This window comes from Citrobacter sp. MGH103 (assembly GCF_001034475.2).
GTDB lineage: Bacteria > Pseudomonadota > Gammaproteobacteria > Enterobacterales > Enterobacteriaceae > Citrobacter > Citrobacter freundii.
In genome coordinates this window covers 1,670,008-1,693,695 of sequence record NZ_CP073043.1, presented here as the reverse complement: position 1 = coordinate 1,693,695, position 23,688 = coordinate 1,670,008, and the positions used below count along the sequence as shown (strand labels likewise).

22 protein-coding genes, 1 tRNA gene and 2 pseudogenes are annotated in these 23,688 nt (G+C 52.2%); 13 read left to right on the top strand and 12 right to left on the bottom strand.

Going from position 1 to position 23,688, the window contains the following annotated elements; translation table 11 throughout:
• Window positions 1–6 precede the first annotated feature (6 nt).
• From mepS to yejF, 6 genes are all read left to right on the top strand, one after another.
• Window positions 7–576 (top strand): bifunctional murein DD-endopeptidase/murein LD-carboxypeptidase, encoded by a 570-nt coding sequence (mepS, locus tag SK33_RS07990; protein WP_048218276.1) that lies wholly within the window; start codon window positions 7–9, stop codon window positions 574–576.
• A 172-nt stretch (window positions 577–748) separates the two neighbouring features.
• On the top strand, window positions 749–2,308 hold the full coding sequence (locus SK33_RS07985) for a cyclic di-GMP phosphodiesterase (RefSeq protein WP_048218277.1): 1,560 nt from the start codon (window positions 749–751) through the stop codon (window positions 2,306–2,308).
• A gap of 100 nt (window positions 2,309–2,408) precedes the next feature.
• Complete coding sequence (locus SK33_RS07980; protein ID WP_048218279.1) at window positions 2,409–4,223, top strand: extracellular solute-binding protein; 1,815 nt, start codon at window positions 2,409–2,411, stop codon at window positions 4,221–4,223.
• Window positions 4,224–5,318 (top strand): microcin C ABC transporter permease YejB, encoded by a 1,095-nt coding sequence (locus SK33_RS07975; RefSeq protein WP_048218281.1) that lies wholly within the window; start codon window positions 4,224–4,226, stop codon window positions 5,316–5,318.
• On the top strand, window positions 5,318–6,343 hold the full coding sequence (locus tag SK33_RS07970) for an ABC transporter permease (RefSeq protein ID WP_048218282.1): 1,026 nt from the start codon (window positions 5,318–5,320) through the stop codon (window positions 6,341–6,343). The genes SK33_RS07975 and SK33_RS07970 overlap by 1 nt, the downstream gene beginning before the upstream one ends.
• A 1-nt stretch (window position 6,344) precedes the next feature.
• On the top strand, window positions 6,345–7,934 hold the full coding sequence (yejF, locus tag SK33_RS07965) for a microcin C ABC transporter ATP-binding protein YejF (RefSeq protein WP_044701144.1): 1,590 nt from the start codon (window positions 6,345–6,347) through the stop codon (window positions 7,932–7,934).
• 3 nt (window positions 7,935–7,937) lie between these two features.
• Here yejF and SK33_RS07960 read toward each other — a convergent pair whose 3' ends face one another.
• The 3 genes from SK33_RS07960 to rsuA all read right to left on the bottom strand — a co-directional run bounded on the left by SK33_RS07960 (window position 7,938) and on the right by rsuA (window position 10,529).
• A complete protein-coding gene (locus SK33_RS07960) occupies window positions 7,938–8,282 on the bottom strand; it encodes a YejG family protein (RefSeq protein WP_085951589.1) in 345 nt (114 codons plus the stop codon).
• Window positions 8,283–8,615: 333 nt separating this feature from the next.
• Window positions 8,616–9,806 carry a Bcr/CflA family multidrug efflux MFS transporter gene (locus SK33_RS07955; RefSeq protein WP_003027494.1) on the bottom strand — a complete coding sequence of 397 codons (1,191 nt, stop codon included), beginning with the start codon at window positions 9,804–9,806 and terminating at the stop codon, window positions 8,616–8,618.
• A 15-nt stretch (window positions 9,807–9,821) separates the two neighbouring features.
• Window positions 9,822–10,529 carry a 16S rRNA pseudouridine(516) synthase RsuA gene (gene rsuA, locus SK33_RS07950; RefSeq protein ID WP_003027496.1) on the bottom strand — a complete coding sequence of 236 codons (708 nt, stop codon included), beginning with the start codon at window positions 10,527–10,529 and terminating at the stop codon, window positions 9,822–9,824.
• 150 nt (window positions 10,530–10,679) lie between these two features.
• Between rsuA and SK33_RS07945 the strand changes: the two genes are divergently transcribed.
• Window positions 10,680–12,440, top strand: a complete 1,761-nt coding sequence (locus tag SK33_RS07945; RefSeq protein ID WP_048218285.1) for a DEAD/DEAH box helicase — start codon at window positions 10,680–10,682, stop codon at window positions 12,438–12,440.
• A 124-nt stretch (window positions 12,441–12,564) separates the two neighbouring features.
• Window positions 12,565–12,849 carry a 50S ribosomal protein L25 gene (gene rplY / locus SK33_RS07940; protein ID WP_003027502.1) on the top strand — a complete coding sequence of 95 codons (285 nt, stop codon included), beginning with the start codon at window positions 12,565–12,567 and terminating at the stop codon, window positions 12,847–12,849.
• 120 nt (window positions 12,850–12,969) lie between these two features.
• Here the strand turns inward: rplY and yejK are convergent, their stop codons facing one another.
• Window positions 12,970–13,977, bottom strand: coding sequence for a nucleoid-associated protein YejK (gene yejK / locus SK33_RS07935; protein ID WP_003027504.1), 1,008 nt, complete (start codon window positions 13,975–13,977; stop codon window positions 12,970–12,972).
• 134 nt (window positions 13,978–14,111) lie between these two features.
• Here yejK and SK33_RS07930 point away from each other — a divergent pair, with 134 nt between their 5' ends.
• From SK33_RS07930 to SK33_RS07920, 3 genes are all read left to right on the top strand, one after another.
• Window positions 14,112–14,339: a YejL family protein gene (locus SK33_RS07930; protein ID WP_003027506.1), complete on the top strand. Its 228-nt coding sequence runs from the start codon at window positions 14,112–14,114 to the stop codon at window positions 14,337–14,339.
• Between the two features lie 31 nt (window positions 14,340–14,370).
• The gene (gene yejM / locus SK33_RS07925) at window positions 14,371–16,131 is read left to right on the top strand and encodes an LPS biosynthesis-modulating metalloenzyme YejM (protein WP_048218287.1); all 1,761 of its coding nucleotides are present in this window, start codon (window positions 14,371–14,373) and stop codon (window positions 16,129–16,131) included.
• A gap of 74 nt (window positions 16,132–16,205) precedes the next feature.
• Window positions 16,206–16,282: transfer RNA gene (locus SK33_RS07920), tRNA-Pro, on the top strand.
• Between the two features lie 376 nt (window positions 16,283–16,658).
• Here SK33_RS07920 and SK33_RS26390 read toward each other — a convergent pair.
• Window positions 16,659–16,809: pseudogene (locus SK33_RS26390) on the bottom strand (S24 family peptidase); the annotation flags it as partial.
• A gap of 210 nt (window positions 16,810–17,019) precedes the next feature.
• Here SK33_RS26390 and SK33_RS07910 point away from each other — a divergent pair.
• Window positions 17,020–17,262: a DinI family protein gene (locus SK33_RS07910; RefSeq protein ID WP_003027513.1), complete on the top strand. Its 243-nt coding sequence runs from the start codon at window positions 17,020–17,022 to the stop codon at window positions 17,260–17,262.
• A gap of 322 nt (window positions 17,263–17,584) precedes the next feature.
• On the opposite strand, the pseudogene SK33_RS07905 reads toward SK33_RS07910, so the two are convergent.
• Window positions 17,585–17,707, bottom strand: a pseudogene (locus SK33_RS07905) (transposase); the annotation flags it as partial.
• 208 nt (window positions 17,708–17,915) lie between these two features.
• On the opposite strand from SK33_RS07905, the gene narP reads away from it, so the two are divergent.
• Window positions 17,916–18,563: a nitrate/nitrite response regulator protein NarP gene (narP, locus tag SK33_RS07900; RefSeq protein ID WP_003027518.1), complete on the top strand. Its 648-nt coding sequence runs from the start codon at window positions 17,916–17,918 to the stop codon at window positions 18,561–18,563.
• A 101-nt stretch (window positions 18,564–18,664) separates the two neighbouring features.
• On the opposite strand, the gene SK33_RS07895 is transcribed toward narP, so the two are convergent.
• From SK33_RS07895 to SK33_RS07870, 6 genes are read right to left on the bottom strand one after another with little or no spacing between them, the layout of a single operon-like run.
• A complete protein-coding gene (locus SK33_RS07895; protein ID WP_048218290.1) occupies window positions 18,665–19,714 on the bottom strand; it encodes a cytochrome c-type biogenesis protein CcmH in 1,050 nt (349 codons plus the stop codon).
• Window positions 19,711–20,268, bottom strand: a complete 558-nt coding sequence (gene dsbE, locus SK33_RS07890) for a thiol:disulfide interchange protein DsbE (protein ID WP_003027524.1) — start codon at window positions 20,266–20,268, stop codon at window positions 19,711–19,713. The genes SK33_RS07895 and dsbE overlap by 4 nt, the downstream gene beginning before the upstream one ends.
• Window positions 20,265–22,220 (bottom strand): heme lyase CcmF/NrfE family subunit, encoded by a 1,956-nt coding sequence (locus SK33_RS07885; RefSeq protein ID WP_003027529.1) that lies wholly within the window; start codon window positions 22,218–22,220, stop codon window positions 20,265–20,267. Before SK33_RS07885 ends, dsbE begins: the two co-directional genes overlap by 4 nt.
• The gene (gene ccmE, locus SK33_RS07880) at window positions 22,217–22,696 is read right to left on the bottom strand and encodes a cytochrome c maturation protein CcmE (RefSeq protein ID WP_016150677.1); all 480 of its coding nucleotides are present in this window, start codon (window positions 22,694–22,696) and stop codon (window positions 22,217–22,219) included. The genes SK33_RS07885 and ccmE overlap by 4 nt, the downstream gene beginning before the upstream one ends.
• Window positions 22,693–22,905: a heme exporter protein CcmD gene (ccmD, locus tag SK33_RS07875; RefSeq protein ID WP_003027536.1), complete on the bottom strand. Its 213-nt coding sequence runs from the start codon at window positions 22,903–22,905 to the stop codon at window positions 22,693–22,695. Before ccmD ends, ccmE begins: the two co-directional genes overlap by 4 nt.
• Window positions 22,902–23,639, bottom strand: coding sequence for a heme ABC transporter permease (locus tag SK33_RS07870; protein WP_032949675.1), 738 nt, complete (start codon window positions 23,637–23,639; stop codon window positions 22,902–22,904). The genes ccmD and SK33_RS07870 overlap by 4 nt, the downstream gene beginning before the upstream one ends.
• Between the last annotated feature and the right edge of the window lie 49 nt (window positions 23,640–23,688).

Genomic DNA, 23,688 nt, shown 5'->3' with positions numbered 1-23,688 from the left:
AACAAAATGGTCAAATCTCAACCGATTTTGAGATATATCTTGCGGGGCATACCCGCGATAGCAGTTGCGGTTCTGCTTTCTGCATGTAGCACAACGAACACCGCCAGGAATATGCATTCTGAGACGCATGCTGTGGGCAATGGAGATAACTCTTCACTGCAAGCCTCTCAGGATGAATTTGAAAATATGGTACGTAATATCGATGTTAAATCACGTATTATGGACCAATATGCTGACTGGAAAGGCGTGCGTTACCGCCTTGGCGGCAGCACCAAAAAAGGTATTGATTGTTCAAGCTTCGTACAACGTACGTTTCGTGAGCAATTTGGTTTAGAACTTCCTCGCTCAACCTACGAACAACAGGAAACGGGTAGATCCGTTTCGCGCACTAATCTGCGTACAGGCGATCTGGTTCTGTTCCGTGCTGGCTCTACTGGCCGACACGTCGGTATTTATATCGGCAACAACCAGTTCGTACATGCCTCGACCAGCAGTGGCGTTATCATTTCCAGCATGAACGAGCCTTACTGGAAAAAACGTTACAACGAAGCTCGCCGGGTTCTGAGCCGCAGTTAATTTCGTTTGGCAGCTATCCCTTGGCTATCCTGATGAGACATATAAAAAAGCACTGCTACGGCGGTGCTTTTTTTTGCTTTGCCCTTGTGACTAAGAAAAATCTCACAACATGAGTCATTTCAGGTTATATTCATACAGGATAAGTGGTTACTTCAGGTAAACATAAGGAACTATGTTAAGGCGCTCCTCTTCTTCCGATCGGAAACTCCTGCTCACCTGCGTTATAACGGGGATAGTCGTCGCGTTACTCGTCAGCTCACTGCAGTTTTTTATGTCATGGCATCAACGAAACGCAAAGTACGACACGCTAACGTCTAACATACAAAACTATATTGAAAGTTTCTTCGCTGACCTTGAAACCACCACCAACACACTACAACCTCTGGTAAAAGACACCTGCTCGCAAGCTTCAGCTCAACTCACTTCCAGCGCCGCGTTTAGCCTGAATGTGCGGGCCTTTTTGCTGGTAAAAGACGGTATCGCTTTCTGCTCTTCAGCAACCGGTTCAATGAATACGCCTCTTCAGCAATTGGTTCCCGTGCTGGACATGACGAAAGATATCGATATGGATCTCCAGCCCGGTACGCCAATGATGCCGAATAAACCGGCAATACTCATTTGGTATCGCAATCATTCATTACAGAACAGCGGCGTTTTTGCCACCCTGAATGTTAACCTGGCACCCTATCTTCTCTATAACGCCCGGCAAGATGATTTCAACGGTGTGGCACTCATCGTCGGGAAGACGGCTATCACCACGTTTTCCAAACAATTAATCCCCGTGTCTGAACTCCCTGCTCTCCCATCATATAATGCAGCCTTGTCTACATTCCCGTTGGAGGTGCGTTTTTACGCGGATCGGTGGACATATAAAGATGTGGGATACGCCATCATGCTCGGATGCATGGCCGGGATCATGACCGCCCTCCTTCTCTGGTACTACATCTACAGCATCCGTTTACGCCCAGGCAAAGATATCCTCAACGCCATCAAACATAACCAGTTTTATGTGGTGTACCAGCCAGTCGTAGAGATGCAAACGCTCGAGGTGAAAGGCGTCGAGGTACTGTTACGTTGGAATCACCCAACAACGGGTGAGATCCCACCGGATGCCTTTATTCATTACGCTGAATCACAGAAAATGATTGTGCCGCTAACCCAGCACCTCTTTAAGTTGATAGCCCAGGACGCGCCGATGCTGCAAAAAGTATTGCCCGAGGGCGCAAAACTGGGGATCAATATCGCGCCAACGCACTTACACGGCGAGACGTTTAAGGACGACATTCGGCACCTGCACGCTTCGCTTCCCGCAAACTATTTTCAGATAGTACTGGAAATCACTGAACGAGATATGCTCAATCAGCACGAGGCTACAAAGCTATTTGAATGGCTGCATTCCGCAGGTTTTGAGATTGCCATTGATGATTTTGGCACCGGTCATAGTGCGCTTATTTATCTGGAACGCTTTACCGTTGACTACCTGAAAATCGATCGCGGCTTTATTAACGCCATTGGGACGGAAACCCTGACCTCTCCGGTTCTGGACGCCGTGTTGACACTCTCTAAACGTCTTAATATGCTGACGGTTGCTGAAGGGGTAGAAACACCTGAGCAAGCCCATTGGCTGCGCGATCGTGGGGTGCATTTTTTCCAGGGGTACTGGATTAGCCGACCATTAAAGCTTGCTGATTTCGTGCGTTGGATGGCACAGCCCAATAAGCCGACGTGGTGATCGCAGTATGCGATTCATATACTCTCACTCGCCACTACATCCCTTATCTTTCAGGCATGATGCCCGTCGGGTTGTGGCAGGAAAAGGAAATCGCTTTTATATGATCCCTCGCGTATTGCTGCTGTTTATCGCCCTCATCGGGTTTAGCGCCGAGGCGCAGTCCATCAAAGAAAGCTATGCTTTTGCTGTACTGGGTGAACCTAAGTACGCGTTTAACTTTAATCACTTCGATTATGTTAATCCCGCAGCCCCTAAAGGTGGTCAAATCACCCTCTCCGCCATTGGCACATTTGACAACTTTAACCGCTATGCAATGCGAGGTAATCCCGGCGCACGTACCGAAACGCTTTACGATACGCTGTTTACGACCTCTGACGATGAACCTGGTAGCTATTACCCGCTCATTGCCGACAGCGCACGCTATGCTGACGACTATTCCTGGGTAGAAATTGCCATTAATCCACGAGCGCGTTTTCACGATGGATCACCCATTACCGCCCGCGACGTCGCATTCACCTTCCACAAATTTATGACTGAAGGCGTGCCGCAGTTTCGTCTGGTCTACAAGGGAACAACGGTAAAAGCCATCGCGCCATTAACCGTACGCATTGAATTAGCCAAACCGGGTAAAGAGGACATGCTCAGCCTGTTTTCATTACCCGTGATGCCAGAGAAGTACTGGAAAGATCATAAGCTCAGCGATCCCTTATCCTCGCCACCGCTCGCCAGCGGCCCTTATCGCATTACCAAATGGAAGATGGGCCAGTATATTGTCTATTCGCGCGTCAAAGATTATTGGGCCGCTAATCTCCCCGTCAATCGTGGACGCTGGAACTTCGATACCATCCGCTACGACTATTATCTGGATGATAACGTCGCCTTTGAAGCGTTTAAGGCCGGTGCGTTTGATCTGCGTCTTGAAAATGATGCCAAAAACTGGGCGACGCGTTATACCGGGAAAAATTTTGCGAATCATTACATCATCAAAGATGAACAAAAAAATGAATCCGCCCAGGATACGCGCTGGCTGGCCTTTAATATTCAGCGTCCGGTGTTCAGTGACCGACGGGTGCGGGAAGCCATCACGCTGGCCTTTGATTTTGAATGGATGAATAAAGCCCTGTTCTATAACGCCTGGAGCCGGACCAACAGCTATTTTCAGAATACCGAATATGCTGCGACAAAATACCCCGATGCAGATGAACTGGTGATTCTCGCGCCCTTGAAAAAAGATCTCCCTCCTGAGGTCTTCAGCCAAATCTATCAGCCGCCAAAATCAAAAGGCGATGGCTACGATCGTGAGAACTTGCTGAAAGCCGATACCTTACTGGAACAAGCCGGATGGGTACTCAAGGGGCAGCAGCGCGTAAACAGCGTCAGCGGTAAACCTCTGAGCTTTGAACTATTGCTCCCGGCGGGCAGCAACAGTCAGTGGGTGTTGCCGTTCCAGCACAACCTGCAACGCTTAGGCATTACCATGAACATCCGCCAGGTTGATAACTCACAAATCACCAACCGCTTACGCAGTCGCGACTATGACATGATGCCAAGGTTGTATCGCGCAATGCCGTGGCCGAGTTCAGACCTGCAAATTCTGTGGGCTTCTCAATATATTGACTCCAGCTATAACGCCCCCGGTGTGCAAAGCCCTGTTATCGATAAGCTGATCGGTCAAATCATTGCCGCGCAAGGTGATAAAGCCAAACTGATCCCACTCGGCCGGGTACTGGACAGAGTTTTAACCTGGAATTACTACATGTTGCCGATGTGGTTTATGGCCGAGGATCGTATCGCCTGGTGGGACAAATTTTCGCATCCGGCTATTCGCCCAATTTATACCATTGGCCTCGACAACTGGTGGTATGACGTCAACAAAGCGGCGAAACTGCCCGCAGCCAGACGGCAGGGAGAATAGATGGGCGCTTATCTGATTCGACGTTTGCTGCTGGTGATCCCAACGCTTTGGGCCATCATCACCATCAACTTTTTTATCGTGCAAATTGCCCCCGGCGGTCCGGTTGAACAGGCCGTCGCCGCCATTGAGTTCGGGCAAAGCGGGGCATTACCTGGCGCGGGTAGCGAAGGCGTTCGCGCCAGCCATGCGCAAACCGGCGTTGGTAACATCAGCGACAGTAATTATCGCGGCGGCCGGGGTCTGGACCCGGAAGTCATCGCGGAAATCACTCGGCGCTACGGGTTCGATAAGCCCATTCATGAGCGTTATTTCAAAATGCTTTGGGACTATATTCGTTTCGATTTCGGCGACAGCCTGTTTCGTAGCGCCTCTGTGCTGACGCTTATCAAAGACAGCCTGCCGGTTTCGGTTACGCTGGGCCTATGGAGTACGCTCATCATCTATCTGGTGTCGATACCGCTTGGGATCCGCAAAGCGGTTCAAAACGGCAGTCGGTTTGATGTCTGGAGTAGCGCATTTATTATTATTGGCTATGCCATTCCGGCCTTTCTGTTTGCCATTTTGCTGATCGTCTTTTTTGCCGGAGGCAGCTACTACGACCTGTTCCCGCTGCGCGGGCTGGTTTCCGCCAATTTTGACTCCCTGCCCTGGTATCAGAAAGTGACCGACTACCTTTGGCATATTACCCTGCCGGTGCTGGCGACGGTAGTTGGTGGGTTTGCCGCGCTGACTATGCTGACCAAGAACTCATTTCTGGATGAGGTGCGCAAACAGTATGTCGTCACCGCACGCGCTAAAGGAGTCAGCGAGAAAAATATTCTGTGGAAACATGTGTTTCGCAATGCCATGTTGCTGGTGATCGCCGGCTTCCCGGCGACGTTTATCAGCATGTTTTTTACCGGTTCGCTGCTGATTGAAGTGATGTTCTCGCTTAACGGTCTGGGACTACTGGGGTATGAATCCACCGTATCACGCGACTACCCGGTAATGTTTGGCACACTCTATATCTTCACCCTGATCGGTCTGCTGCTGAATATCCTCAGCGACATCAGCTATACGCTGGTCGATCCCCGTATTGATTTTGAGGGACGCTAATGTCGCGATTAAGCCCCGTCAATCAGGCCCGCTGGGCGCGCTTTCGCCACAACCGCCGCGGCTACTGGTCGCTGTGGATTTTTCTGGTGCTGTTCGGTCTTAGTCTGTGTTCAGAGCTGATTGCCAATGATAAGCCGTTACTGGTGCGCTACGACAATAGCTGGTATTTCCCCCTGTTCAAAAACTACAGTGAAAGCGACTTCGGCGGACCGCTGGCGACCCGGGCTGATTATCAGGATCCGTGGCTACAGCAGCGCCTGGAAAACCAGGGCTGGATCCTGTGGGCACCAATACGCTTCGGGGCGACCAGCATTAACTTTGCCACCGATAAGCCCTTCCCTTCCCCGCCTTCTGCACAAAACTGGCTGGGAACAGACGCCAACGGCGGTGATGTACTGGCACGGATCCTCTACGGCACACGTATTTCGGTCTTATTTGGCTTAATGCTCACCCTGTGTTCGAGCGTGATGGGCATTTTGGCTGGCGCAATACAGGGCTATTATGGCGGCAAGGTGGACCTGTGGGGGCAACGATTCATTGAAGTTTGGTCCGGTATGCCAACGCTGTTTCTCATCATTCTACTGTCGAGCGTTGTCCAGCCTAACTTCTGGTGGCTGCTGGGTATTACGGTGTTGTTTGGCTGGATGAGCCTGGTTGGCGTGGTGCGCGCGGAATTTTTACGTACCCGAAACTTTGATTATATTCGTGCCGCTCAGGCGCTCGGCGTGAGCGATAGCAGTATTATTCTGCGCCATATGCTACCCAATGCGATGGTTGCCGCTCTGACCTTTTTACCGTTTATTTTGTGCGCCTCGATAACCACTCTAACCTCGCTGGATTTTCTTGGGTTTGGCTTACCGCTTGGCTCGCCATCGCTGGGAGAACTTCTGTTACAGGGTAAAAACAACCTGCAGGCACCGTGGCTTGGCATCACCGCGTTCATCTCCGTTGCCCTGCTCTTATCGCTTCTGATCTTTATTGGTGAAGCGGTACGCGACGCGTTCGATCCCAACAAGGCGATTTAAGATGACACAACCTCTGTTAGCTATTGACAATTTATCGGTAGGTTTTCGTCAACAAGAGACCGTGCGCACCGTGGTCAACAGTCTGTCACTGCGCGTTGATGCCGGACAAACGCTGGCGCTGGTGGGTGAGTCCGGCTCAGGTAAAAGCGTGACCGCGCTATCTATTTTACGGTTATTGCCCTCCCCTCCGGTCGTCTACCTTTCCGGCGACATCCGTTTTCATGGTGAATCATTACTTCACGCCGATGAGCAAACGCTTCGCGGCGTGCGGGGGAATAAAATCGCCATGATTTTCCAGGAACCAATGGTGTCACTGAACCCGCTCCACAATCTGGAAAAACAGCTTTATGAGGTGCTGTCGCTGCATAGGGGAATGCGTCGGGAGGCCGCGCGAGCAGAAATCCTGACCTGTCTGGATCGCGTCGGCATCCGTCAGGCGGCCAAACGTCTCGCAGACTACCCGCACCAACTGTCCGGCGGGGAACGCCAGCGCGTGATGATTGCCATGGCATTGCTAACACGACCGGAGCTGCTGATTGCCGATGAACCGACTACCGCGCTGGACGTTTCCGTTCAGGCACAGATCCTGCAACTGCTGAGGGAACTACAGCGCGAGCTGAACATGGGATTACTGTTCATCACCCACAACCTCAGCATTGTGAAAAAGCTGGCCGATACCGTGGCAGTCATGCAAAACGGTCAGTGCGTTGAGCAAAATAAAGCAGCACAGTTGCTCACTGCGCCCACGCATCCCTACACGCAGAAATTGCTAAACAGTGAACCTTCCGGCGACCCGGTACCTTTACCGGCCGGACAAGCCCCGCTGCTGGAAGTGGAAAAACTGCACGTCGCCTTCCCCATCCGCAAAGGTATCCTGAAGCGTGTGGTGGACCACAACGTCGTGGTTAACAATATCAGTTTCTCTCTGCGGCCCGGTGAAACGCTGGGGTTGGTAGGTGAGTCTGGGTCGGGGAAAAGCACTACCGGACTGGCGCTCCTGAGGTTAATCTCCTCACAGGGAAGTATTGTGTTCGATGGTCAGGCGCTGCATACCTTAAATCGTCGCCAGCTGTTGCCGGTCCGTCACCGTATTCAGGTGGTATTTCAGGATCCCAACTCCTCGCTTAACCCACGCCTGAGCGTGCTACAGATTATCGAGGAGGGGTTACGCGTTCATCAGCCAACCCTGTCAGCCGAACAACGCGAGGCGCAGGTGAAAGCGGTGATGACGGAAGTGGGACTGGATAGCGAAACGCGGCATCGTTACCCGGCTGAGTTTTCCGGCGGTCAGCGTCAACGTATTGCCATCGCCAGAGCATTGATTCTCAAACCTTCCTTGATTATCCTGGATGAGCCAACATCATCGCTAGACAGAACCGTACAGGCGCAAATCCTGACGTTGTTAAAGTCCTTACAGGAAAAGCATCGGCTGGCTTATATTTTTATCAGCCATGATTTGCACGTAGTACGCGCGTTATGCCATCAGGTTATTGTGCTACGTCAGGGAGAGGTTGTGGAGCAAGGGCAATGCGAGCACGTATTTAACGCGCCACAGCAAGCCTATACGCGTCAGCTGCTTGCGCTAAGCTGACGCTCAAAACGGATTGTTATTTGAAAACGGCTCTGCGATGGCCACGCCGAAGTTTTTCAGTCTGCAGGTCGCGGCAAATTCATCCTGGCGATTCACAAACAGGCACGGCTCCCCTTCGCATTCCAGTACGGAACAAGGAACCTCAATGTCGCTGAGGGCCTGGCTGAGCTTATGCATGACTGACCATGCGCTGTCACCATCAGGGCTGAGCAATTTGAGCGCCACCAGGCTGTTCTCATTGCTCTGACCGTTTTGCGGAATCGGTTCAACCTTTGAACCTGCGAAACCCACCGACCAACGATAGCTCTGCGGCAGACGATGAACGATTGAGAGTTGTAATGTCATCACTTTCTTTCCCTGGAAGCACAATCACTTCACAATTATTTTACATCAATATTAACACATCATTGACAATACGTCTTCAGACAGTTGGTAAACGTTTACACCCTGTCTTTATGCCGCTTTCCGAACCAGGTAATTAAAATTATTCAATGGTTCTGGCATATTTCCGGGCTATATGTACTCGTTTCTGCGATCTAACTCAACCTTTTTAACTACAATGATGTGACTTTTTACATAAATTGATTTTACATAAAATAAACATAACCAGGGGAAATGATAGATTTGCGGTTGATGTATATCAACTCTGGAGGCCTTAAGGCCCCCAGGATGTGTAATAGATCACCGTTTTTGGGCGCGACTGGCGTAAAGACAGAAGAGAATTGAACAGGTAGCGCAAAATGCGATCGACCATATCATTGGCCAGGCCGAGTTAAAGGTCGCCAGAGACAACAGCGCCCCAACGATGGCGCCAATGCCGAAGCGGAATGTCCCTGCCAGCGATGACGCCGTTCCTGCCATATGTGGAAATTCATCCAGAATAACCGCCATGGCGTTAGATGACACCATCGACACACAGCCAACAAACGCCGCAACGCCCACAACCAGGGCCCAGAACCCCAACCCAAACAGTGTGCTAAAGACCATCCAGCCAGCCATCACGAACTGGATCCACAGACCGGTACGGAACATATTCAATGCCCCAACCCGACGCACAAAGCGGCTGTTGATGATAGTCATCACGAACAGGAATACGATGTTCAGTGCGAAGTAATAACCGAAATGTTGCGGTGAAACGTGGTTGATCTCAATGTAGACAAAGGGTCCGGCGCTCAGAAACGAGAACATCCCGGCAAAACTGAATCCGCTGGCCAGCATATAGCTCAGCACACGTTTATGACGAAACAGCGAGGCAAAGTTGCCAATAGTAGTACGCAGGCGAAACGGCTGGCGACGCTCTACCGGCAGAGTCTCTTTGATCAGTGTAAGGATCATCACCGACGCCAGAATAGCTGCCATGGCGAGGATCCAAAAGATATAGTGCCAGCTCAGCCATACCAGCACCCAGCCACCGATAATCGGTGCCATTAATGGCGCAATTGTCGTGACCAGCATGACGAATGACATCATGCGCGAAAACTCTTCTTTCGGATAGATATCACGCATCAGGGCGTTGATAACCACGCTCGCCGCCGCCGCAGCCAGGCCGTGGAAGAAACGCATCACGATCAGTTGATCGATGGTTTGCGCCAGTGCGCAGGCCACTGCCGCCGCCGCAAACACCAGCGTCCCGCCCAGGATCACTGGCTTGCGTCCAAGGCTGTCTGCCATTGGACCATAGAACAGTTGCCCCACTGCGAACCCCAGAATATAGGTACTGAGGGTCATCTGCGCGCTACCTGCTGGCACACCAAACTGTTCAGAGATAACAGGCAGCGCCGGAAGATACATATCAATCGACAACGGCATCAACATGGCTAACAAGCCAAGGATAAAGACAATGGCAATTGACGAGTTCTGCCGGGTGGTCACATTTAGCTCCTGAAATTAACGCGGGGTTAAGTTAACGCTGGCGATTTCTTCTTCAGTCAAAGGACGGTATTCACCTGGCGCCAGATCCTCATCAAGCCTGATGTCACCAATCCGTTCACGGTGCAGTTCCACAACGTGGTTACCCACCGCGGCAAACATACGTTTAACCTGATGATAGCGCCCTTCGCTGATGGTCAAGCGCACCTGAGTTGGCGTAATCACTTCCAGCACGGCCGGTTTGGTCAGGTCTTTCTCATTGTGCAACTGTACGCCATGGGCAAACTGTTCGGCGGTATCATCTGCCACTGGCGACTCCAGCGTCACCAGATAGGTTTTCTCACAATGGTGACGAGGAGAGGTGATGCGATGCGACCACTGTCCGTCATCGGTCATCAGTACCAGTCCAGTGGTGTCGATATCCAGACGCCCTGCCGCATGCAGTTTGTAGGCAACCGGTTCATCAAGGAAATAGAGCACCGTCGGGTGATCGGGATCATCCGTTGAGCAAACATAACCCTGAGGCTTATTCAGCATAAAATAGCGCGGGCCATTTTGTTGAACCAGGGAATTACCGTCATATTCTACGTCGTGTTCTGGCAGCAGCTTAAAAGCGCTATTTCTGACGATTTCACCGTCGACGGTAACGCGGTTAGCACGGATCTCACGCCCGGCAATAGCGCGGCTGACGCCGAGTTGCTGAGCGATAAATTTATCAAGTCGCATGTGTGTGATTTTGCCTGTAAAAATACGAGAATCGGGTTTACGCCCGAAAAGTGGGACCGTTATCCGCCCAGTATAGCGGCGTTACACCATCCCTCAAGAGAAATGATTCATGGCATACTACTCCTTGTTATTGTTTATCATAGTGAGCCCATGATTTTTACTCTTCGCCCGTACCAAAAAGAAGCCGTGGACGCCACGCTCAACCATTTTCGCCACCACCGCACCCCGGCGGTTATCGTCCTGCCAACCGGCGCGGGCAAAAGTCTGGTGATTGCCGAGCTGGCCCGCGTAGCGCGTGGTCGCGTACTGGTGCTGGCGCACGTCAAAGAACTGGTCGCACAAAACCATGCGAAATATTGTGCGCTGGGGCTGGAAGCCGATATTTTTGCCGCAGGCCTGAAGCGTAAAGAGAGCCACGGAAAAGTGGTATTTGGCAGCGTACAGTCGGTAGCGCGTAATCTGGACGCCTTTCAGGGAGAATTCTCCCTGCTTATCGTCGATGAATGCCATCGCATTGGCGATGATGAAGAGAGTCAGTATCAGCAAATCCTCACTCACCTGACCAAAGTAAATCCTCACTTACGCCTGCTCGGACTTACCGCCACACCTTTTCGTTTGGGCAAAGGCTGGATTTATCATTTTCATTATCACGGAATGGTGCGCGGCGATGAAAAAGCACTGTTTCGCGACTGCATTTATGAATTACCGCTGCGCTACATGATTAAACACGGCTACCTGACGCCGCCAGAACGCCTCGACATGCCGGTAGTGCAATATGACTTCAGCCGCCTGCAGGCGCAAAGTAACGGCCTGTTTAGCGAAGCGGACCTGAATCAGGAGCTGAAAAAGCAGCAGCGAATAACGCCGCATATCATCAGCCAGATTGTCGAGTTTGCCCAGACGCGTAAAGGGGTGATGATTTTCGCCGCCACAGTTGAACACGCCAAAGAAATTCTGGGTCTGCTGCCTGCTGACGACGCCGCACTTATCACCGGAGACACGCCTGGCGCCGAACGCGACGTGCTGATTGAAGAGTTCAAAGCCCAACGTTTTCGCTATCTGGTGAATGTGTCGGTCCTGACCACTGGCTTCGATGCCCCGCACGTCGACCTTATCGCCATTCTGCGCCCGACCGAGTCAGTTAGCCTTTACCAACAAATTGTCGGTCGTGGGCTGCGCCTGGCGCCGGGTAAAATCGACTGTCTGATCCTCGATTATGCTGGTAACCCGCACGACCTGTACGCGCCGGAAGTTGGTGCGCCGAAAGGGAAAAGCGACAACGTTCCGGTACAGGTGTTCTGTCCTACCTGCGGCTTTGCCAACACCTTCTGGGGCAAAACAACGGCCGACGGCACGCTGATTGAGCACTTTGGCCGCCGCTGTCAGGGATGGTTTGAAGATGATGACGGCCATCGCGAACAGTGCGATTTTCGTTTCCGTTTTAAAAACTGCCCGCAGTGCAACGCGGAAAATGACATCGCCGCCCGCCGTTGTCGGGAGTGCGACACGGTACTGGTTGACCCGGATGACATGCTGAAAGCTGCGCTCAGGCTTAAAGATGCGCTGGTTCTGCGCTGCAGCGGGATGGCGCTACAAAATGGGCAGGATGAAAAAGGCGAATGGCTGAAAATTACCTATTACGATGAAGATGGCGCCGACGTCAGCGAACGCTTTCGCCTGCATACTCCCGCGCAGCGAACGGCCTTCGAGCAACTGTTTATTCGCCCGCACACCCGAACGCCCGGCATTCCCTTACGCTGGATAACCGCTGCCGATATCCTCGCCCAGCAGGCGCTGTTACGTCATCCTGATTTCGTGGTCGCGCGCATGAAAGGTCAGTACTGGCAGGTCCGTGAAAAGGTCTTCGATTATGAAGGACGCTTTCGTCGGGCACATGAATTACGCGGTTAATCGTACTTTTGATTGATGTACCAGCCGTTTGAGTATAGAATCTCGCCCGCTTTTGCATACGCAAAGCAGATCACTTACCTGTTGCTGGGTCGCCTGTAGCAGGAATTATTAAAGAGAGATTTAAATGTTTACTATCAACGCTGAAGTACGTAAAGAGCAGGGTAAGGGTGCGAGCCGCCGCCTGCGTGCCGCTAACAAGTTCCCGGCAATCATCTACGGTGGCGCAGAAGCCCCGATTGCTATCGAACTGGATCACGATGCAGTTATGAACATGCAAGCTAAAGCTGAATTCTACAGCGAAGTTCTGACCATCGTTGTTGACGGTAAAGAAGTTAAAGTTAAAGCTCAGGCTGTACAGCGTCACCCGTTCAAGCCGAAGCTGTCTCACATCGACTTCGTTCGCGCGTAATCGCAAACAAGTTGAAGAAAAACCCCGCCAAGGCGGGGTTTTTTTATGGGATTTTGTAATCGATACTGATGGTTCTCGTCGACCGGATAAGGCGTTTACGCTCTCACCCGGCAAACGGTTTTATTTCCCGCCCGACGTGCGACGCTGCAGCTGGTCGCGCAGGTTCGGCGGCGTACCTTTGATGGTCAAAGTATCTGTAGCCGGATCCCAGAAAATACGTTCACCCAGTAGCATGGCGTCGAAGTTGATGGTTAACCCACCGCCGCTTCCGGCAAATTTGGTTAACTGACGCAGCGTACTGCGATCTGCCGGGAAGCTCTCTTCCAGCTCGTAGCCTTTATCAGCGGTAAATTCGCTGAAGCTAACTTCACTGACGCCGGAAAGCTCTTTGGACAGCGACTCCAGCTCGATCTCTTCACCGGCTTGTAGCTGTTCGTTGCAGTAGCTGTACACCTGCTGACGCACGTTCTGGCGTTCAGCTTTATCGAGCTGCGCCTCGGCAGTAAAGTCATCGACCGCCTGCAGCAGGCCACGGTTTTGCGCTTTGGCGTTCAGACCTTCGCTGGCACCGAGGAAATCCATAAAGAAATCGGCGACTTTGCGCCCTACCCGCCCTTTCAGGAACGTCAGATAGCGCGTGGACTCCGGATTGGTTTCCCATTCGGTTAAATCAATACGCGCCACGATATCCGCATGATTGATGTCCAGATAGTGCGTCGGATTGATATCCAGATTTTCATTGACGCGCATGCTGCTTAAATTGTTCAGCACGGCGACCAACAGATACTCTACCGCCAGATAGCGGTAATGGCAGAACAGGACAATGCCGCCGTCGGCAAAAGGATATTTCGCCAGCTCGTCCCGCAAGCGTCCGGTCGCGGCACGACTAAATGCCAGAAAATCCTCTTCGCCCTGACGCTGTAAACGCAGCGTTTGTGCCAGTTCACTCTCTTCGCTAAACAGGCCATAAGCTTTATTCTTGGCGCTATATACCCGATGCAGCTCAGCCATCATATCGACAACCGTCGCTGTCGGTTCCAGTAATGAATCGCGCAAGACCAGCTCAAGGTTCTGCTCGTCACGTTTGATAAGCTGGTGCAGGGCAATCTGGTTGATATCCAGACTCATGATAAACTCTCCTTTTAGACCGGGCGGTATTCAACCACCTGCCGGGCAGTGACGCAATAGAAGATAAAAAAGCAGAAAAAAAACTGTCTGTACGGTAATATGTTGCCCTTTCATGAACAGACTGATTTCGATTTATGCCACAAATTTCCCGCTATAGTGACGAACACGTTGAACAACTGCTGAATGAGATGCTCAACGTACTGGAAAAACATAAGGCGCCGACCGACCTTTCCCTGATGGTACTGGGAAATATGGTGACTAACCTTATCAATACAAGCATCGCACCGGCCCAGCGCCAGGCGATTGCCAACTCTTTTGCCCGCGCATTACAGTCTTCGGTAAACGACGACCAAGCGCATTAAGAGCCTGCTCCGGGGAAACGAACAACAGTTTATGGTAACTCATCGTCAGCGCTACCGTGAGAAAGTCTCCCAGATGGTTAGCTGGGGGCACTGGTTTGCCTTGTTCAACATTCTGTTGGCCGTGGTACTCGGTAGCCGTTACCTGTTTGTCGCCGACTGGCCGACAACGCTTGCAGGTCGTATTTATTCCTATGTAAGCCTGGTCGGACATTTTAGTTTTCTGGTGTTTGCCACCTATCTGCTAATCCTGTTTCCCCTGACGTTTCTCGTCATGTCCCAGAGGCTGATGCGATTCTTATCAGCTATTCTGGCGACGGTGGGCATGACGCTGTTGCTAATCGACAGCGAAGTTTTCACCCGCTTCCATTTGCACCTCAACCCGATCGTCTGGGAACTGGTCATCAATCCTGACCAGAATGAAGCGGCGCGTGACTGGCAACTGATGTTTATCAGCGTGCCAGTGATTTTGTTAATTGAAATGCTGTTTGCGACCTGGAGCTGGCAAAAGCTGCGTAGCCTGACGCGTCGTCGCCACTTCGCCAAACCATTAGCCGCATTCTTCTTCATTTGCTTTATCGCCTCGCACGTGGTGTATATCTGGGCGGATGCCAATTTCTATCGCCCGATTACCATGCAGCGCGCGAACCTGCCGCTCTCCTACCCGATGACGGCGCGTAAGTTCCTGGAAAAACATGGTCTGCTGGATGCGCAAGAGTATCAGCGTCGCCTGATCGAGCAGGGGAATCCGGAAGCAGTTTCCGTGCAGTACCCGCTGAGCGAACTGCGCTATCGCGATATGGGCACCGGCCAGAACGTCCTGCTAATCACCGTCGACGGCCTGAACTATTCACGCTTTGAAAAGCAGATGCCTGCGCTGGCTGAATTCGCCGGGCAGAATATCTCCTTTACGCGTCACATGAGCACCGGTAACACCACAGATAACGGGATTTTTGGCCTGTTCTACGGCGTCTCACCAAGCTACATGGATGGGATTTTATCGACCCGAACGCCTGCGGCGTTGATTTCCGCGCTGAACCAGCAGGGCTATCAGTTAGGGCTATTCTCCTCGGATGGCTTTACCGGCCCGCTTTATCGCCAGGCGCTGCTATCAGATTTCTCCATGCCAAGCGTGCAAACGCAATCTGACGAGCAAACTGCAAGCCAGTGGATTAACTGGCTGGGACGCTACGCGCAGGAAGATAACCGCTGGTTCTCGTGGGTCTCCTTTAACGGGACCAACCTTGATGAGAGTAACCAGAAGAATTTTGCCAAACGCTATGCCAGCGCCGCTCAGGATGTGGATGCCAACATCAACCGCGTTATTAGCGCCCTGCGCGACTCCGGCAAACTGAACAACACGGTGGTGATTATTACCGCAGGTCGGGGCGTGCCACTGACGCAGGAAGAGAACAACTTTGCCTGGTCGCGAGGCCATCTGCAGGTTCCTCTGGTTATTCACTGGCCGGGAACGCCTGCACAGCGCATCAATAGTCTTACCGATCATACGGACCTGATGACAACGCTGATGCAGCGCCTACTGCACGTCAGTACACCTGCTAACGAATACTCGCAGGGGCAGGATCTGTTCAATGCAACTCGCCGCCATTACTGGGTTACTGCCGCTGACGGCAGCACGATGGCCGTTACCACACCCGAGATGACGCTGGTGCTGAACAACAACGGTAATTATCAGACCTATAATTTGCGCGGCGAGAAAATAAAAGATCAGAAACCGCAGCTAAGTCTGCTGTTACAGGTTCTGACGGATGAGAAGCGATTTATTGCTAACTGATTAATTATAAATCAGTTAGCGAGACATGCTCTTGCATTCGTAGCGGAAAGCAGTAGTATTAGCAGCCATAGCGTCGGCACGTAGCGCAGCCTGGTAGCGCACCGTCATGGGGTGTCGGGGGTCGGAGGTTCAAATCCTCTCGTGCCGACCAAAAATCCTCGAAGAACCAGCCTGTTACGGCTGGTTTTTTTATGCCTGTTTTCTAAGTGGGGAAGCTCTGGGGAATGAATGGGGAGAAACACCGCTCAAATATAGAATTTGCCAGGCATGGTAACTGCTGTGTGTAGTCGATGATGAAAAACCGGGTGCCTGCTGACATCCACAGACACCCGTAATCACACAGCAGTGCATATTGGATACGCTATATCCGTAGCGAGTGGGTAGATTTATAGTCATTTCAAAGACAATTGTCATTAAATCTTTGTGATTGATATCTAATATTTTTAACTAAAATATTACCAATTTCATGAGCGGTTAATTAGCCATCAAACAAGCATAATTATCCTTTCCCATTGGTGTGTTTCTATCTACATAATCGGGCAGTCATCAAACTCCGCGTTCCTGGCATCATTAATGATGTACGTGATAACTCCAAATATTGCGTGTGAGGAATTGTAGCCATCACCATCTTCTGGCAGCGCTCCCGTTCTCCAGATTTATCAGGTGGGGCTGAAGGTGGCTTCATTGTCCAGTTCCAGCTGACCTTGCTCAGTTCCTGGACAAACCGCTATGTGGTGACGGTCTTCCGGCCACTAGGTTCTTTCTGTATCGAAGCATGCCAGGCCATTTCAATATCGCTGCGTCGTGGCATCAATTAACCCCTCTTGAATACCGGATAAAAACACAGTATAAATACTGTATATATATCCAGTAAAAAGGCTACAAGCAATGTTCGTGGAACTCGTTTATGACAAAAGGAATTTTGATGGTTTGCCCGGAGCAAAAGATATCATTCTGGGAGAATTGACTAAGAGGGTTCAGCGGCTCTTCCCCGATGCTGATGTTCGGGTTAAACCGATGATGACACTACCGGCGATCAATACTGACGCCAGTAAGCATGAGAAGGAGCAGATAAGCCGTACTGTTCAGGAAATGTTTGAAGAGGCTGATATGTGGCTGGTTTCAGATTAAACGCCTTGAACCGTCATATTGCTTAAGTACAATCCGCCGTGACTGGCAATCATTCAATACTCGCACTATCGAACGTTCGCCAGTCGGCCGCAATCATGCTCTTGCATACGGTGTGGTTGCGGCAACTCTCGTTACGACTCACCATCAATTGGCCAGCCAGGTCATCTTTAATGATTTCCGTTATTACGCCAAATATCGGCAAAGGAACACTGCTTGATATGATTCAGCAACCTATGGCTATCATATATTAGGACAAAGCGACAATTTCAAGAAAAATAATACCAATGAAAATTATTCACCATTGAACAATCCTTTGCAACAACCAGTTATAGTAAGTGGCTTCAGAAATACCGGCCTCCCGGCAGACATCTTTAACGATTCGTCCGGATTCAACCGATTTAATTACGGCAATGATCTGATGCTCAGTAAAACGGGCTTTACGCATAGTGATCTCCTTTGTTGGCAGATTGATTATGCCGGAGGATCTCTAAATATGAATGGCACGATTATGCGGGATACTTACATCTGTACAGGTTTTACTACTTACCCATGCACAAATTGGGGTAAAATTTATCCTCTCATCAGCGTGATGAATCTGGACGATTGATGCGCTGAAAACAATAATGATACTAATAAAAACTCAGGAGAATAGTATGCCTGAAGCAACGCCTTTTCGGGTGCTGATTGTTGACGACCACCCACTGATGCGGCGAGGAATTAGTCAATTATTGCAACTTGATCCCGCCTTTAACGTAGTCGCGGAAGCGGGTGATGGCGCCAGCGCTATCGACCTGGCAAACCGCCTGGACCTTGATGTGATCCTACTGGATCTCAATATGAAAGGGATGAGCGGACTGGATACCCTGAATGCGCTGCGTCGGGACGGCGTCACCGCGCAAATTATTATTCTTACCGTATCGGATGCCGCCAACGATGTGTACGCTCTAATTGATGCCGGCGCGGATGGTTATTTGCTTAAAGACAGCGATCCTGAAGTCCTGCTGGAGGCTATTCGCAGTGGTGCCAAAGGTGGTAAAGCCTTTAGTACCCGCGTCAGCGAATATTTGCGCGAGCGCGACCTGTTTGGCGCTCAGGAAGACCCATTCAGCGTTCTCACCGAACGCGAACTGGATGTGTTACATGAACTTGCTCAGGGGCTGTCGAACAAACAGATTGCATCAGTGCTGAATATTTCTGAACAGACGGTGAAGGTGCATATTCGCAATCTGCTGCGCAAACTCAACGTGCGTTCTCGTGTAGCTGCCACCATTCTATTTTTACAAACACGCGGCATGCAGTAATCAGATATTGCCCGATAGCGCTACGCTTATCGGGCCTACAAGTCACGTGCATCAGTAGGCCGGATAAGACGCTTTGCGTCGCCATCCGGCATCTTCCACTCTTACTTCTCCTGCGGCGTTAGCTGCTCCATCGCCTGCTTAATGCTGCGTTCTATCACCGCCCGACGGGTATCATTGGCCGGTAATAATTTCAGCATCATCTCCCATGCCGCAACCGCCTCGCCAAAGCGCTGCTGTTCAAAAGCGTTAAACGCATACATGCTGAGAACCCGCACGTTGGCATGTTCGCCGCGTACCAACTGGCGTAGCAGCTCCCCTCCTCGACGGTTATCGTCAGGATCGGAAGAACGGGTCAGCGCTTCCGCATAGCCCAGCGCAGCATCGCTGTTTTTCGGATCCAGTCGATAAGCATTGGCATAGGCTTCAGTGGCCGTACTGGCGTTACCAAGTACCATGCCAATGCGCCCAAGCATGATCCAACCTTCAACGTTGGTAGGATCGGCTTGTAAGCGAGTGCGCAGACCCAACGCCAGACGCGTCATATCTTCTTCATTGAGCGGATCAGCTTTTGGATCCAACGCCCGCTCCAGCAGCGCCGGAGCCTGAGCGGTGGCCTGTTGCCAGGCCTGAACCTGCTTATAGTTGCCGGTTTCAAAATAGCTCACCGCACCCACGACCAGCGCCACCACGATGCCGGGCACAAACAACCCGAATCCACCGCGCTTGCCATCCGGGATAACGTCATCAGGAAACTCTTCCTGTTTCACCCGGACACGTCGGCGAGTACGGGCGAAAATAATCCAGCCACCCAGACCAATCGCGACCACCGGCATCACCCACAAAAGCACAGTAAGCGGCGTCAACGGCGGATCGTAAGTGACGAAGTTGCCGTAGCGCGCCACCATGTAGTCGACAATCTCTTTCTGACTTTTTCCTTCCTGCATCAGTTCGTACACTTTCTGACGCAGGTCGGTGGCAATCATCGAGTTAGAATCGGCAATACTGTTGTTCTGACATTTAGGACAGCGCAACTGTTCGGTAAGCTGACGGAACTGCTGCTCCTGCGCTTCATCCTTAAACTGCATCACATCGATGGTCGCAAGCGCGGATCCCGAGATAACCAGCATCAGCAGGCCCAGTAAAAATCTCATTGCGCAGCCTCCTTACTGTACTTATCCCACAACGGTTTGATCTCGCTCTCCCACACCCTGGCATTCAAATCACCGGCGTGGCGATAGCGAATAATACCGTTACCGTCGATCAGGAACGTCTCCGGCGCGCCGTACACGCCAAGATCCAGACCAAGCATACCGTCGCCGTCAAACAGGCTTAATGAGTAAGGATTGCCCAGCTCCTTCAACCAGACAATGGCTTTCTGACGATCGTCTTTATAGTTCAGACCCACTACCCGCACGCCCTGCGCAGACAGCTGATTCAGGTACTGATGTTCGGCGCGACAGGTCGGACACCAGGTCGCCCAGACGTTCAGCAGTACCGGTTTGCCCTGGGTCAGCACATCGGCCTGATAATGCTGACCCGGATTTTCCAGCGACTCCAGGCGGAATGTCGGAACGGGTTTGCCGATCAGCGCCGACTCCAGATTAGTGGGATCGTCCCCCTGAGCGTTACGCGCCAGCTGCCACAGCAGCGCCGCCGCAATGATCAGAAAAATAATAAACGGAATTAACAGTGCGTTGCGCTTCATACAGCCTCCGACGCATTTTTTTGCACCGCGGCGCGAGGACGCGTGCGCTGACGATAGCGTGGATCAAACAGGCAGAACAATCCGCCCAGCGCCATCAGCAATCCTCCGGCCCAAATCCAGCGAATAAACGGTTTGTAGTACAAACGCACAGCCCATGCGCCGTTATCCAGTTCTTCACCCAGCGCAGCGTACAGATCGCGTGTGAATCCGCCGTCAATTGCCGCTTCGGTCATCATCGAACTGGTGCTGTTATAGAAGCGTTTTTCCGCATGCAGCGTGGCTTCTGGTTTACCATCTCGGGTAACGCCAATAATGGCGACACCGCCCCGGTAGTTAGGTCCGGTAATATCTTTCACTTCGCGGAACGTGAACTGATAGTTATGGATACTAACGCTATCACCTGCCTTCATGCGCACATCACGTTCAACACTGTAGTTCTGGCTAAAGGCAATACCGACAATAGTAATCGCCAGCCCAACGTGGCCCGACACCATGCCCCAATAGCTTGGTGTTAACTTCGTTCCGCGGGAAACACGCAGGAACGCTTCGGACACCGCCAGCACGAATATCCAGCATGCCATCGCCAGCCCCACGACGGTCATCGCCGCAATGCGATCCTCAAACAGCCACGGCAGCAGCAGCGACATAACAAGCGTGGTGACAAACGCGACAAGCAATAGTGTTTTCAGCTTACGCGGTCGGTCACGGCCCCAACGCACTAATGGCCCTATTCCCAGCAACAGCGCGAACGGTGCCATCAGCCAGGTAAACATGGTGTTGAAGAACGGCTCGCCAATCGAAATGCTACCCAGCCCCAGCTGTTTGTGCACCAGCGGCAGCAGCGTACCCAATAGCACCACCAGCATGGCGGCAATCAGCAGAACGTTGTTGCCCAACAGCAGAGATTCACGCGACCACAGCGCGTTGTTTACCCGTGAGCGGACCTTGTGACCGCGAACCGCAAACAGCAGCAGGGAGCCGCCAATCACTAATACCATAAAGGCCAGAATAAACATCCCGCGCGACGGATCGGAGGCAAAAGCATGCACCGACACCAGCACACCGGAGCGCACCAGGAAAGTCCCCAACAGGCAAAGCGAGAAGGCGCAGATTGACAGCAGCAGCGTCCAGGCTTTAAAGCTGGCACGCTGTTCGGTGACCGACAACGAGTGCATCAGCGCCGTTCCCACCAGCCATGGCATAAACGAGGCGTTTTCAACTGGATCCCAGAACCACCAGCCGCCCCAGCCCAGCTCGTAATAGGCCCAGGCGGAACCGAGCACAATACCCAGCGTCAGGAACACCCACGCCGCCAGCGTCCACGGACGCGAAAAACGGGCGAAGGTACTGTCCAGTCGGCCACTCATCAACGCGGCAATCGCAAACGCAAAGGCCACGGAGAAACCGACATACCCCATGTACAGCAACGGCGGATGGAAAATAAGCCCCGGATCCTGCAACAGCGGGTTCAGGTCGCGCCCTTCAATAGGGAAGTTGGGCAACGTACGGGCAAATGGATTGGAGGTAAACAGAATAAACAGCAGAAAGCCAACGCTGACCATCCCCATCACCGCCAGCACGCGGGCGACGATGTCCAGCGGCATACGCTGGCTGAATGCCGCAACGGCGAACGTCCAGCCGCTCATCAGCAGCACCCACAGCAGAAGAGAGCCTTCATGCGCGCCCCAGGTTGCTGCCACCCGATACCAGACCGGAAGCTGGGTATTGGAATTGCTGGCGACGTAGGTGACGGTAAAGTCATTAACCACGAAGGCGTTGACCAGAATCAGGAACGCGCCCATCACACAGATAAATAACACCCAGGCAAAGGGCCGCGCGGAAGCCATCATCCGCACATCGCCGCGCGCTACGCCCCACAGCGGATAGACCGACAGCAGTAACGCCACGCCTAGCGCAAGGCACAACAGCGCATTGCCAATTTCAGGCATCATGACGTTTTATCCTTATACACGCTTTCCGGACGACGATGGTTTTCCTGCATCGCTTTTTCAACTTCCGGCGGGGTGTAATTTTCATCATGTTTGGCCAGAACCTCTTTGGCCTGTACATGATTTCCCTCGTTCAGTTCGCCCTGAACAACAACACCCTGCCCTTCGCGGAACAGATCCGGCAGAATACCTTCATAGGTTACATCCACTACACCTTCGGCGTCATAGATGCTGAAATTCACCTTCAACGACTGCGGATCGCGCTTTACGCTACCGGGCATCACCATACCGCCCACGCGCAGGCGCTGACCGACTTCAGGCATCTGCTGCGTTTCGCGCTTACCGTAGAGTATCTCTCCCGGCGTATAGAACAGGTCAATATTGGAACGTAGCGCATAAAGCACCAGCGTAATGGTCAAAGCCAGACCCGCCAGTACCGCACAGGCTATCCATAACCGATTTTTACGTCGAATATTCACGCCGCCTCCCGTTGCACTTGCGCCGCACGCATACGTGCTTCTCTCGCCCGCTGCTGCGCTACACCGCGTAAAATTGCGCGATGCTGTAACGTGGAATGCACTACCAGCACCACCAGCGGGATAACACTCATCGCTACGGCAAGCCAGACATACAAGGCGTAGCCGCCCATCGCGAAAAAATCACTCCATGATGCAAATGCAGGGGTCATTGGCGGCCTCTTTTTAAGATCAGTTCGCTCACCCACGGGCGGCGTTTTTCCATCATCAAAATCAGGTTACGCATGCGCATCAGCGCCAGCGTGACAAACAGTAACAGGTAGCCGACGATCGCCAGACGCAGAGGCGTACGCATCGCCGGATCGATGCTTTGCTGCATGCGGGTAGAACCCTGATGCAGCGTATTCCACCACTCAACCGAGTAGTGGATAATCGGTAAGTTGACCACGCCAATCAGCACCAGAATACCGGCGGCACGACCTGCCAGACGGCGGTCGTCAAAGGCATGCCACAGCGCAATGGCGCCAACGTAGAGAAACAGCAGCACCAGTTCAGAGGTGAGTCGGGCATCCCAAACCCACCAGGTTCCCCACATCGGCTTGCCCCATGCGGAACCTGTCACCAGCGCAATAAAGGTAAACACTGCACCAATCGGCGCCATCGCAGCCAGCGCCAGATTGGCCATTTTCATCTGCCAGACCAGGCCGATAAACGCGGCAACGGCCATCGAGGCGTAAATGCCCATCGACCAGATTGCCGCCGGAACGTGCAGATAAATAATGCGATAGCTCTGCCCCTGCTGATAGTCTGCAGGCGCAAAACCAAAGCCCCAGATCCATCCCGTTATCAGTACCACCGCGCTGGCAATCGCCAGCCACGGGATAAACCAGCCACAGATCTGATAGAGCCGAGGGGGCATCGCCAATTGATGAAGTGTTTTCCACATAGTTCAGTCACCAGACTCCATAAATTAAAATCCGTTGTGCCGGAGCGCC